General features: G+C 71.2%; 3 protein-coding genes and 1 pseudogene. All 4 read left to right on the top strand.

Annotated elements, in window-relative coordinates; translation table 11 throughout:
- Nucleotides 1-132: 132 nt before the first annotated feature.
- The 4 genes and pseudogenes from AB0K36_RS06665 to AB0K36_RS06650 all read left to right on the top strand — a co-directional run bounded on the left by AB0K36_RS06665 (nt 133) and on the right by AB0K36_RS06650 (nt 13,532).
- Complete coding sequence (locus tag AB0K36_RS06665; RefSeq protein ID WP_364589198.1) at nt 133-5,793, top strand: DEAD/DEAH box helicase; 5,661 nt, start codon at nt 133-135, stop codon at nt 5,791-5,793.
- Between the two features lie 56 nt (nt 5,794-5,849).
- Nucleotides 5,850-8,818: pseudogene (locus AB0K36_RS06660) on the top strand (DEAD/DEAH box helicase).
- Entirely contained in the window at nt 8,818-12,939 is a 4,122-nt protein-coding gene (locus tag AB0K36_RS06655) for an Eco57I restriction-modification methylase domain-containing protein (protein WP_364589195.1), read from the top strand. Before AB0K36_RS06660 ends, AB0K36_RS06655 begins: the two are co-directional and overlap by 1 nt.
- A gap of 77 nt (nt 12,940-13,016) precedes the next feature.
- Nucleotides 13,017-13,532, top strand: a complete 516-nt coding sequence (locus tag AB0K36_RS06650; protein ID WP_364589192.1) for a hypothetical protein — start codon at nt 13,017-13,019, stop codon at nt 13,530-13,532.
- The last annotated feature ends 104 nt before the right edge of the window (nt 13,533-13,636 follow it).

Here is a 13,636-nt window from a genome sequence, read left to right as displayed (position 1 = left end):
GCGCCGGCCGACCTCTACGCGCTCGGCTGCATCCTGTACGAGCTGCTGATCGGGCGGCCGCCGTTCTCCGCCAGGACTGCCTTCGAGCTCTCCGAGCAGCATCTGCGCGAGCAGCCGCCGCAGCTGACGCTGGTGCGCCCGGATCTGCCCGCCGGGCTGGTCCGGCTGGTGGACCGTCTTCTGGAGAAGGACGCCGAACTGCGCCCGGAGAACGCCGCCCTGGTCCGCGAGGCGCTTGCCCCCCTCGCGCTCGCGCCGGACGACACGGCAGCCCTGCTGGCTCCGCACTGGCAGGTGATGGACCCGGTGGCACGACTGCGCGCCCTGCTCCCCGAGCCTGCCTCCGCCGCGCCGGTTCCCGTGCCGCGCAGGCAGCCGCGCGTGCCCGAGGCGATGGACGTCTTCGGCATCCACGCCGACCTGATCGGCGAGTACGAGAGCTTCACCAGGAGTGCGACGGTGATCCGGGACGCCCGGATCACCGGGTTCGTCGAGGACGACCTCGCGGCGAAGTCGCAGTGGCCCGACCCGTGGCTGTCGCTGAACCCGTTCTTCGCCGACGGCGGCCAGGTCACCGACCTCGTGCGGGACGGCGTCCTGCACCCGAAGTGCGCGGAGATTTTCCAGGCGGGCAAGAAGGAGACCTCGCCGCGCCCGGACGGCCGGCCACTGACCTTCCACCTCCACCAGCGGCAGGCCGTCGAGGCCGCGCAGGCGGGCGACTCCTATGTACTCACCACGGGCACCGGTTCCGGCAAGTCCCTGGCGTACATCGTCCCGATCGTGGACCGCGTGCTGAAGGAGCGTCAGGCGGCGGGTCCGGGCGCGGGGGGCCGGGTGCGCGCGATCGTCGTCTACCCGATGAACGCCCTCGCCAACTCGCAGCTCGGGGAGTTGGAGAAGTACCTGCGCCACGGTTTCGGGAAGGGGCGCGAGCCGGTCACCTTCGCCCGCTACACCGGCCAGGAGTCCAGCGAGGAGCGCGCCGAGCTGCGCAAGAACCCTCCGGACATCCTGCTGACCAACTACGTGATGCTGGAACTGATGTTGACCCGGCCCGACGACCGGACCAGCCTGATCCGCATGGCCGAGGGACTGCAGTTCCTCGTCTTCGACGAGCTGCACACCTACCGGGGCCGGCAGGGCGCGGACGTGGCGTTTCTGATCCGCCGGGTCCGTGAGGCCTGCCGGGCCTCCGCCTCCCTGCAGTGCATCGGCACCTCCGCGACCATGTCCACCGAGGGTTCCTGGGACAACCAGAGGCGCGAGGTGGCCAAGGTCGCGGGCCGACTGTTCGGTACGACGGTGCTGCCGAAGCGGGTCATCGGCGAGACCCTGGTCCGGGCGACCGAGGAGGCCCCCGAGACCGTGCCCGCCGAGCGGCTGCGGGTGCCGGCGGCGCCCCGCGCGTACGAGGCGCTGACGAAGGACCCGCTGGCCCGCTGGGTGGAGTCCCGGTTCGGTCTGGAGCACGAGGAGGGCACCGGACGGCTGCGCCGTTGTGCGCCGACGACGGTCGAGACGGCCGCGGCCGAACTGGCCGCCGAGTCCGGGGTGGCCGAGGAGAGCGTGCGCGAGGCGATCCGGACGACCCTGGAGGCGGGTGCGCAGGCCAAGCATCCGCTGACGGAGCGGCCGCTGTTCGCGTTCCGGCTGCACCAGTTCCTCTCCAAGGGCGACACCGTGTACACGACGCTGGAAGATCCGCTCACCCGGCCACTGACCCGCACGTACCAGCTGGAGCAGCCGGACAGTGACGGCAAGCCGCTGTTCCCACTGGCGTTCTGCCGCGAATGCGGCCAGGAGTACCTGACCGTCTGGCGCACTGAGGAGCACGGCGCGTTCCGGTACGAGCCGCGCCGGGACACCTTCGCCTCCGGGGGCCGCGAGGGCGAGGGCTATCTGTACCTGGGCATGCCCGGTCAGGACTACGAGTGGCCGGCCGACCCGCAGAAGGCCGTCGACGACCGGCGGCTGCCGGAGTCGTGGCTCGAGCCGGACGCGCAGGGCGTGATGGTCGTCAAGAAGTCCTACCGGCCCCGGGTGCCCAAGCGGGTCGTCGTCGATGCCCACGGAAACGAGTCCGGCGAGGGCCTGGTGGCGGCGTTCGTCCCGGCGCCGTTCCTGTTCTGCGTGCACTGCCAGGTCTCCTACGAACAGACCCGCGGCCGGGACTTCGCCAAACTGGCCACCCTGGACCAGGAGGGGCGCTCCTCCGCCACCTCGCTGATCTCCGCGTCGATCGTCAAGTCCCTGCGGGCGGTGCCAGAGGAGAGCCTGGGCAAGGAGGCGCGCAAGCTCCTCACGTTCGTCGACAACCGGCAGGACGCCTCGCTGCAGGCCGGGCACTTCAACGACTTCGCCCAGGTGACCCAGTTGCGCGGCGCCCTCTACCAGGCCGCGGTGCAGGCGGGCGAGGAGGGGCTGCGCCACGACGACCTCGCCGAGGCCGTCACCGAGGTGATGGGCCTCGCGCCGCGCGAGTACGCGGCCGGCACGGACCTGCCTCCGTCCATGGAGCGCCGGGCGACGAAGGCTTTCCGCGACGTCGTCGGCTACCGCCTCTACCGCGACCTGGAGCGCGGCTGGCGCATCACCATGCCCAACCTGGAGCAGACGGGCCTGCTGCGGATCGACTACGAGGACCTGGACTGGGTCGCCGCCCGCACCGAGCGCTGGCAGTCCGCGCACGCCGTGCTGCGCGACGCCGACCCCGCGCTGCGCGAGGAGACCGCACGGACGCTGCTCGACTACATGCGCCGTGCCCTGGCCGTGGACGTGCAGTATTTCCGCGACGACTTCGACACCCTGCTGAGGGCGAGCGAGGAGCGGCTGAGCGGCCCGTGGGTGCTGGGCGAGAGCGACCGGCCGGCCGTCGGCACCGCCTATCCGTACGGCTCACGCCCGGGTATGGAGCGCTCCGCGCTGTTCCTGTCGGCTCGCGGCAAGTTCGGCAAGTACCTGCGGCGGAACATGCCCGAGCTGCGCGACCTTCCCCTGGACGACGTCCAGTGCGTCATCGAGGACCTGCTGAAGGTGCTGCGGGAAGCGGAACTCGTGCGCGAGGTGGAGGCGACGCCCGAGCAGTCCGGCCCGGCCTTCCGCCGCCGCGCGGCTCAGAAGCGCACCGGCTTCCGGGTGTCGGCCGCGGCCCTGGTCTGGCGCGCCGGGGACGGCGAGCGGGGCGCGGTCGATCCGCTGGCGCGCACCTACAGCAGCGGCGAGGGCCCGCGTGTCAACCCGTTCTTCCGCGACCTGTACCGGACGGCGGCGGCCGAGCTCGCCGGTCTCTATGCGCGGGAGCACACCGCGCAGGTCACCCCGGAGGACCGGCTGGAGCGTGAACGGCAGTTCCGTGACGCCGAACTGCCCCTGCTGTACTGCTCGCCGACGATGGAGCTGGGCGTGGACATCTCCTCGCTCAACGCGGTGATGATGCGCAACGTGCCGCCGACGCCGGCCAACTACGCGCAGCGCTCCGGGCGGGCGGGCCGAAGCGGCCAGCCCGCGCTGGTGACCACGTACTGCGCGACGGGCAACAGCCACGACCAGTACTACTTCCGCCGCTCCCAGGACATGGTGTCGGGGCAGGTGGCCCCGCCGCGTCTGGACCTGGCCAACGAGGACCTGGTCCGCTCCCATCTGCAGGGCATCTGGCTGGCCGAGACCGACATGAGGCTCGGCACCTCGATCCCGGACGTCGTCGACGTCGCCTACGATCCCGACGCCGGCGACCGACCCGATCCGCAGATGGCGCTGCCGCTCCTGGCCGACATCAGCGCCAAGTCCTGGGACGAGGACGCCCGCAGGCGCGCGGCCGCCGCGGCCCGTACCGTCCTCGCGCCTCTGATCGCGGACTTCGAGTCGACCACCTGGTGGTACGACGAGTGGATCGAGGACCGGATCGAGCGGGCCCCCAAGGAGTTCGACGCGTCCTTCGACCGGTGGCGCCAGCTGTTCCGGGCGGCCGTCATCGACCAGTACGAGCAGAACAAGCGCGTCGTCGACCACACCCTCTCCCCGGGTGAGCAGATCCGCGCCCGCACCCGCCGCCGGGAGGCGGAGACGCAGACAAACCTGCTGCTGAACCGCTCCACCGACAGCAAGTCGGTGATGAGCGACTTCAATCCGTACCGCTATCTGGCGTCCGAGGGGTTCCTGCCCGGCTACAGCTTCCCGCGCCTGCCGCTGGCCGCGTACATCCCGCGCTCCGGCAACCGCCGCAACGCCGACGGGGACTATCTGCAGCGTCCCCGGTTCCTCGCGATCCGCGAGTTCGGCCCTGGCGCGCTCATCTACCACGAGGGCGCCCGCTACCAGGTCACCCGCGTGCAGCTGCCGCCGGACGCCTCGGGCGACCTGGCCACGGCGGAGGCCAGGCGCTGCGACGGCTGCGGATACCACTACGACGTCAAGGCCGGATCGGACGTCTGCGCGATGTGCGGCGAGCAGCTGAGGGGCAAGCGCGTCGGCCTGCTCCACCTGCACACCGTGTACACCACGCCGCGCGAGCGGATCTCCTCCGACGAGGAGGAGCGCCGCCGGGCCGGTTTCCGCCTGGAGATCTCGTACGCGTTCCAGGACCACGGCGCCCGCAGGGGCCGTCTCACCTCGCATGTAGCCGACGCCGACGGCGCGCCGGTGCTCGATCTCGACTACGGCGACTCGGCGACGGTCCGCATCACCAACCTCGGCCGCGTTCGCGACAAGGAGGGCGAGCCGGACGGCTACTGGCTGGATCTGGGCGACGGCCGCTGGCTGAACGACCGGGCCGCCGCGGACGCCATCGAGGGCACCGGCATGGCGGTGGTCGACGAGGACGGCAACGAGAAGCGCCGCAAGAGGCGGGTCCTGCCCTATGTGGAGGACCGCCGCAACATCCTCGTACTCACCCTGGACGAGCCGGAGCCCGAGCCGGTGGCCCTGTCGTTCCTGTACGCCCTGGAGCGGGGCATCGAAGCGGCGTTCGAGCTGGAGGACTCCGAACTGACCGCGGAGCTTCTGCCCCCGGACGACGGCCCGCGACGGCGCATGCTGTTCACGGAGGCCGCCGAGGGCGGCGCCGGTGTGCTGCGCCGGATCCAGCACGACAAGGACGCCCTCGCCGAGGCTGCCCGGACCGCTCTGGAGATCTGCCACTTCGACCCGGAGACGGGTGAGGACCTGGGCGGGCCGACGGACGACGAGAAGTGCGCCCGCGGCTGCTACGTCTGCCTGCTCACCTACGCCAACCAGACGCACCACCGCCGCCTGAGCCGGCACGCCGCCCGCCCGCTGCTGCTACGACTGGCCGGCGCTCGCACCGAACGGGAGGACCGCGGCGAGTCCCGCAGCGAACGGTTCCGCAGGCTCGCCCCGGCGGCCGGCGGCGCACCGGCGGCGCAGGGCGGCGGCTCCTCGCCCGACGTCGCACCGGCGGGCGGTGCGCAAGCCGCTCCGGCAGCTTCCGCCGGCGTCCCGGCGTCCTCTCCGACTCCGTTGGAGGCGGACCTCGCGGCCCTCGTCGCGCAGGGTGACCTGCTCGGCTGGCTGCGGGCGAAGGGCTACCGGCTGCCGGACGAGGCAGGCGTCTTCGTCGACGGGGCGGCGGCCTGCCCCGACCTGGTCTTCCGCCTGGACGGCGCCAATCTCGCCGTGTTCGTCGATGTACCCGGCCATCCGGCCGACTCCACCCGCGACACGGACGCCGGCTACCGCCTGGAGGAGGCCGGCTGGGACGTCGTGCGCTTCCCCACCGACGCGGACTGGGACGCCATCGTCGACGTCAACGCGGGCTTCTTCCGCGACCGCTGACCGCCTCGCCCCTCTCGACTCCCGCCTCCTCGACCGCATAGGAACCGATACATCTCATGAGCCCCACGTACACAGCCGGCTCGCTGGTCGCCGCCCGTGGCCGGGAATGGGTGGTGCTGCCCGAGAGCGCCGCCGACATGCTGGTGCTGCGCCCGCTGGGCGGCAGTGAGGACGACATCGCGGCCGTCTTCCCGGCGTTCGAGGACGTGCGTTCCGCCGAGTTCGCCGCGCCGAGCCCGGACGACGTGGGCGACCAGCGGGCCGCCGGTCTGCTGCGCACGGCGCTGCGCATCGGGTTCCGGTCCGGTGCGGGCCCGTTCCGCTCCCTGGCGTCGATCGCCGTCGAGCCTCGTGCCTACCAGCTGGTGCCGCTGCTGATGGCGCTGCGGCAGCGCACCGTGCGGCTGCTGATCTCCGACGACGTCGGTATCGGCAAGACGGTCGAGGCGGGTCTGATCGCCAAGGAGCTGCTCGCGCAGGGCGAGGCGACTCGGCTTGCGGTGCTGTGCTCCCCGGCGCTGGCCGAGCAGTGGCAGGGCGAGCTGCGGGAGAAGTTCGGCATCGACGCCGAACTGGTCCTCGCGTCCACGGTGTCGCGCCTGGAGCGAAACCTCGAGCTGGGCCAGTCCCTGTTCGACAAGCACCCGTTCACGATCATCTCCACGGACTTCATCAAGTCGACCCGCCACCGCGAGGACTTCGTACGGAACTGCCCCGACCTGGTGATCGTCGACGAGGCGCACACCTGCGTCGCCGCCGACGACCCCGCGCAGGGCGGTGCGTCCTCCGCCTCGAACCAGCTCCGCTACGAGCTGCTGCGCAAGGTCTCCGCCGACGCCGACCGGCATCTGCTGCTGCTGACGGCGACCCCGCACTCCGGCAAGGAGTCCGCGTTCCGCAACCTGCTCGGGCTGGTGCGGCCGGAGTTGGCGACGCTGGACCTGGAGACGCCGGCGGGGCGGGCGAAGCTCGCCGAGCACTTCGTGGCCCGTAAGCGCGCCGACGTCCGCACCTACCTCACCAGGGAGGACGGCCTCTCCGATGACTCACTGGCCGAGCGGACCGCCTTCCCGTCCGACCGCTGGACGAAGGACGAGCCCTACAAGCTCACCCCCGCCTACCGGGCGCTGCTCGACGACGCCATCGCCTACGCCCGCGACCGCGTCGCTGCGGCCGGCGAGCAAGGCCGGCGGGAGGCCCGTATCGCCTGGTGGTCGGTGATCGCGCTGCTGCGCTCGATGGTCTCCTCGCCGGCCGCCGCCGCCCAGACCCTGAAGACCCGCTCCGAGTCCGCCGCCGCCCGCACCGCGCACGAGGCGGACGTGCTGGGCGCCCCGGTGGCCGCCGACTCCGCCGACAACGACCGGCTGGAGGGCATGGACGTCGCGCCCGGTGCCGCCGAGTCGGAGGACGCGGGCGCGCGGCTGCTCGAACTCGCTGAGCGGGCGGCGCAGTTGGTCGGCCCTGCCGAGGACGCGAAGCTGAAGGCGCTCACCCGGCACCTGAAGGGCCTGATCGCCGAGGGCTACCACCCGATCGTCTTCTGCCGCTACATCCCCACCGCCGACTACCTCGCCGAGCAGCTCGAAGGCAAGCTCGGCAAGAAGACGAAGATCGCCGCCGTGACCGGCACCCTCTCCCCGCAGCAGCGCCTGGAGCGGATCGAGCAGCTCGCCGCCGAGGCCGCCGAGGCGGGCGACGACCCGGCCGTGCGTCGCGTGCTGATCGCCACCGACTGCCTGTCCGAGGGCGTCAACCTCCAGCACCACTTCGACGCCGTCGTCCACTACGACCTGGCGTGGAACCCGACCCGCCACGACCAGCGCGAGGGCCGCGTCGACCGCTACGGACAGAAGCGTGACCAGGTCCGCGTCATCACCATGTACGGCGAGGACAACGGCATCGACGGCAAGGTCCTGGAGGTGCTGTTCAAGAAGCACCGCCAGATCATGAAGGACCTCGGCATCTCCGTCTCGTCCCCGACGAGACCGCGTCCGGCGTCACGGACGCGGTGGTGGAGTGGCTGCTGCTGCACGGGCGGCAGGGCAGCCAGGAGAGCCTGTTCGAGATGGACGGCCACCAGGAGTCCTTCGACCGCATCGAGCGCGAGTGGTCCTCGGCCGCCGAGCGGGAGAAGACGTCCCGCTCCAAGTACGCCCAGCGGGCCATCCACCCGGAGGAGGTGGCCCGCGAGGTCGCCGCCGTACGGGCCGCGCTCGGCGGTGCGGAGGAGGTGCGCGAGTTCACGCTGGAGGCGCTGCGCGACCTGGACGCGCTGGTCCGCGACCCCCGACACTACTCCGGCGACTTCACCGCCCAGGTCGGCGGCACCCCGGCCGGCCTGCGCGACGCGCTCGCCGCCACCCTCGGCAGCCGGCTCGTCGAGGAGGACCGCGAGATCCCGTTCCGGACGACACCGGCCATCGGGCGCGGCGAGGCCGCCCTGGTCCGCACCGACCCGGTGATCGGAGCCGTCGCCTCGTACGTCCTGGACTCCGCGCTGGACACCAAGGCGCTCGGCCCGCGTCCGGCCCGCCGCTGCGGCGTGGTCACCACGGACGCCGTCGCCAAGGTCACCACGCTGCTGCTGGTCCGCTACCGCTTCCACCTCACGCTGCCGTCCCGCACCGGCGAACGGCAGGTGGTCGCCGAAGACGCCCGCCTGCTCGCTTACGAGGGCCTGCCGCAGCGTGCCCGCTGGCTGGACGACGACGCGGCCGCCGCGCTCCTCGCGGCCCGCGCCACCGCCAACACCGACGAGACGACCGTCAGCAAGCGCATCACCGGCGCCCTGGACGGCCTGCCGGACCTGGCCGCCCACCTCACCGAATACGGCACCCGCCTGGCCGCCGAACTCGACGCCTCGCACCGCCGGGTGCGCAAGGCCAACGAGGAGATCGTCCGCGGCCTGAAGGTCGTTCCGCAGGAACCGGCCGACGTCCTCGGCGTGTACGTGTACCTGCCGCAGCAGCCCGCCGTCTCCCCCGCCGCGTCCGCCTCTACCGTGTCCGGAGCCGAAGCCTGATGTCCGCCGCCACCCGCACCGCCCTGGCCTTCACCGCCGTCACCACGGTCGGTGGACTCCTCCCCGCCGACATGCTGCTGCGCGTCGCCGAGGCACGGAACCTGCCGGGCACCAAGTCCGCCGACTACGGCCTGCCCGCGTCGGTGCCCGTGCGCGACGAGGCCGAGCGCGCCTGGGAGTACCTCAAGCCGCTCTGGCGCGAGCTGCGCACCGCCCTGCCCTCGGACCCGGTCACGGGCGCGCCCGCCGCCGACCCGACCGGCCGGGCCGGCACCGACTGGCTCGCCCAGCTCTTCCGCAAGCTGGACTTCGGCGCGCTGACAGAGGTCGGCGCGCCAGGTATCCCGGCCGACTCCGACCCGGACAAGCACTTCGCGGTCTCCCACCGCCACGGCCCGGCCCTCGTCCACCAGATCCGCTGGAACCAGGAGCTCGACAAGCGCCCGGCGGCAGGTCAGGTCCCGCCGCAGTCCATGCTCCAGGACTGCCTCAACCGCACCGAGGCCCACCTGTGGGCCGTCCTCACCAACGGCCGCCGGCTGCGCCTGCTGCGCGACTCGTCGTCCTTCGCGACGGCGGCCTACGTCGAGTTCGACCTCGAGGCCATGTTCGACGGCGAGCTGTTCAGCGAGTTCGTGCTGCTGTACTGCGTGCTGCACGCGTCGCGCTTCGCGGTGGCGGAGGGGACGGCGCCTTCGGGGTGCTGGCTGGAGAAGTGGCGTGCGGAGGCGGTCACTTCAGGGGCCCGTGCCCTGGACCAGCTGCGGCTGGGCGTGCAGAACGCCCTGACCGTGCTCGGCACCGGATTCCTGCGGCATCCGGACAACGCCCGGCTGCGGGAGGACATCGACCCCAAGGCACTCCGGGACGCCCTGCTGCGGCTCGTCTACCGCCTGCTGTTCGTCTTCGTCGCCGAGGACCGAGAGGCCCTGCTCGACCCGGAGGCCGGCGAGCGGCAGCGGGCGGCGTACGAGCGGTACTTCTCGTCGGCGCGGCTGCGCGAGCGGGCCCGCCGACGGCAGGGCACGGCGCACGGCGACCAGTACGAGGCGCTGCGGATCGTCCTCGACGCGCTGGGGGCGGAGGGTGGCCGCCACGAACTGGGGCTGCCCGGCCTCGGCGGCCTGTTCTCCCGCACGGAGGCCGACGCGCCGCTCGACGGCCTGAAGCTGTCCAACGAGGCGCTGCTCGCCGCGGTGCGCCATCTCGCCCAGGTCCGCGACCCGGGTGCGCGGCGCTGGCGCTCCGTCGACTACCGCCACCTGGACGCCGAGGAGCTGGGCTCGGTCTACGAGTCCCTGCTGGAGCTGGAACCCAAGCACTCGGCGACGGACCGCTCCTTCGAGCTGATCGAGGTGGCGGGCAACAGCCGTAAGACGACAGGTAGTTACTACACCCCGTCCTCCCTCATCGAGTGCCTGCTCGACACGACGCTCGACCCGGTCATAGACGACGCCGTCAAACGCGGCGAGCAGCGGGCCACGGCGGCCGGCCGTCCCGACCCGGCCGACGACATCGTCAAGGAACTGCTCTCCCTGACGGTCTGCGACCCGGCGTGCGGCTCCGGACACTTCCTGGTCGCCTCGGCCCGCCGCATCGCGAAGCGTGTGGCATCGGTGCGCGAGCGCAACCCGGAGCCGACGGTCGACGCGGTGCGTCATGCGCTGCACGAGGTCGTCGCGCGCTGCATCTACGGCGTGGACCTCAACCCCATGGCCGTGGAGCTGGCCAAGGTGTCGCTGTGGCTGGAGGCCATGGAACCGGGCAAGGCGCTCGGCTTCCTGGACGCCCACGTCAAGCGGGGCAACGGTCTGATCGGCGCGACGCCGAAGCTGCTGGCGGACGGCGTCCCGGACGACGCCTTCAAGCCGATCGAGGGCGACGACCGGAAGCACGCGGCCGGACTCGTCAAGCGGAACAAGGTTCAGCGCGGCGGCCAGGACGAGCTTCGGTTCGACACGGACACGCTGCCCGGCAATGAGCGGTACGCCGCCGAACTCGCGCGCATCACCACCGCCCCCTCCGACCTACTGGAGCAGGTTCGCGAGCAGGAGTCCGCCTACCGTGCGCACAGGGAGTCATCCTCCTACGCCGACGACCTGCACGCAGCCGACGCGTGGTGCGCCGCGTTCGTCTGGCCCAAGCACGCCGGCGCCCCGGAGGCCCCGACCGACCAGGTGTTCCGCGCGCTGCGGGGCCGGGACCGTTCTGTGGTTCCGGACACCACGCACGCCACGATCCGGGAGCTGCGGGACCAGTACCGCTTCTTCCACTGGCACCTGGAGTTCCCGGAGGTGTTCGCGGTCCCGAAGTCGGGCGCGGGCGTCCAGCCGGGGACAGGGTGGGCCGGGGGGTTCGACGCGGTGGTGGGGAACCCGCCGTGGGAGCGGGTCAAGCTCACAGAGCAGGAGTTCTTCGCCCAGCGGGACGCCAAGATCGCCGAGGCGAAGAACGCGGCGGCCCGCAAGCATCTCATCAGCGCCCTCCGTGAGGATCAGGACCGCGCCCCCCTATACGCCGAGTTCGAGGCCGCCAAGCGCCGCGCGGAGGGCGAGAGCCACTTCTTGCGTGTCAGCAACCGCTATCCCCTGACTGGGCGCGGTGACATCAATACATACGCAGCCTTCGCGGAGACGGATCGAGCTCTTACGGGGCCACGCGGCCGGACCGGTGTGATCGTTCCCACGGGCATCGCGACGGATGCGACGACCCAGTTCTTCATCAAGGACATCGTCACAAAGGGTCAGCTCGCAGCGCTATACGACTTCGAGAACGAGGACAAGGTTTTCCCCGAGGTCCACAACCAGCTGCGGTTCTGCCTGTTCATGCTGCGCGGTTCGGGCAGCCTCCAGGAACCGATCCGGATGGTATTCAAGGTGCGACAGCCTGAGCAGATCGTCGATCGGAGTTACCTCCTGTCAGCCGAGGACATCCTGGCCATGAACCCGAACACCGGGACCTGCCCCGTGTTCGGGAGTAGGCGGGACGCAGACATCACTCTGGGCGTGTACCGCCGCGTGCCCGTCCTGATCGACGAGACGAAGGAGGCGGGCGGCAATCCCTGGGGCATCTCTTTCATGAGCATGTTCCACATGTCGAACGACTCGCACCTGTTCCGTCCGGCTGCGCAGAGCGGCGAGACCTTCGACGACCTCATCAAGAACGGTTGGGGCCTCGAAGGCAACGTCCTCGTACGCGACGAGGAGCACCTACTGCCGCTATACGAGGCCAAGATGATCCACCATTACGACCATCGCTTCTCGACGTATGAGCACGCGACCGAGAAGCAGCTAAACAAGGGCACACTCCCTCGCTTCACGGTGGAGCAGCACCAGGATTCATCCGCGGCTCCGATGCCACGCTACTGGGTGCCAGAGAATGACATCCCTACGGGCGAGTTCGACAAGGGCGGTGAGGAGATCAGGCATCTCGGGGTGCGCAGCCGGCTGGCAGCCAAGCAGTGGGATAGGAGTTGGCTGTTGGGGTGGCGAGACATCACCAACAAGAGCAACGAACGCACAATGATCGCCTCGGTTGTGCCTACCCACGGTTTCGGGAACTCGTTCTTCTTGGCACTCCCGGCTCAGCCACGCCAAGGTCCACTCCTCGCAGCCGTCTGGTCATCCATGGCCTGTGACTACGCCGTCCGCCAGAAGATCGGCGGCACGCACCTCACCTTTGGCTACGTCCAGCAGATGCCGGTCCCCGCGCCCACCCAGCTCGCCCCCCACGCGCCCTTCGTCGTCCCGCGGTTTCTCGAGCTGACCTACAGCTCCGCCGACATGAGGGCGTTCGCCCGCGATCTCGGCGACACCGGCACCCCCTTCCGCTGGGAGCCCGACCGCCGTGCCGTCATCCGCGCCGAGCTGGATGCCCTCTTCTTCCACCTCTACGGCATCACCCGCGACGACACCGCCTACATCCTCGACACCTTCAACGTCACGCGCGACAACGACATCAAGGCGCACGGCGAGTACCGCACCAAGAACCTGATCCTCGCCGAGTACGACCGCATGGCCGCCGCCGGCCTGACCCTCGAGAACCCGCTCATCGAGGGCGAGTCCGGCTCCTACCGCTCCACCCTCACCCCGCCCCCCGGCCAGGGCCCCCGACACGGCTGATCTCCCGATCCCTGGGTGGCCGACCAGGCGAAGGCCGCCCAGGGGTGCCCGCCCCCTCGTACAAGGAACCAACGCACGTGGTACGTCGAAGCCAGACCAGCAACCCCCGCTCGGCCGTCGTCCTTACCTCGGGCGCCGACTGGGGCACACGTGCCGCCCGGCAGCGGCGAAGCAGCGGGGCCGAGTCCCCGATACCCCGGCGGCAGCCCGCGAAGATCAAAGCCCTGCAGCAGACCATCGGGGTGGCGCGCATGGCGATCAACAACAAGCGCTGGCACCAGGCGCGTTACGCACTCAGCCGGGCACGGGCCCTCGTCAACGCTCTTCCCGCCAACCTGGCCGTCCAGGAGCGCGAGCAGTTGTCGCAGCTCCGCAGGAAGTTCGCGGCGCGCAATACACCGGCCGCCAGAAGCGGCAAGAAGCCGACTCCCGCCGCCCGTGCGGCCGGGAAGAAGCAGGCCTCGAAGTCCACGGCGAAGAAGTCCACCGCGAAAGCCGCATCCCAGAAGCCGAAGCCCGCGCCCGTTCGCGACCTCGGCGACCGCTACATCAACCGCGCAGCCCTCGGTTACACGCCGACCGGCGAGGCGTAAGGCAACCGACAGAGAGCACTTGCCCCGGGCGGCTCGCCCGCCGACCTGACTCCGCGCCACCGGGGGGGCGCAGAAGCGCGAAGCGGCACTCCAACGCTTCCGTG

The sequence above is a fragment of the Streptomyces kurssanovii genome (genome assembly GCF_040677245.1).
GTDB lineage: Bacteria > Actinomycetota > Actinomycetes > Streptomycetales > Streptomycetaceae > Streptomyces > Streptomyces kurssanovii.
Note: the sequence above shows the minus strand (reverse complement) of the source record. Positions and strands in the feature narration are given on the sequence as shown.

Bases quoted from the DNA above. Each gene is read 5' to 3' on its own strand.
- AB0K36_RS06655 (WP_364589195.1), top strand. From the start codon at position 8,818: ATGTCCGCCGCCACCCGCACCGCCCTGGCCTTCACCGCCGTCACCACG.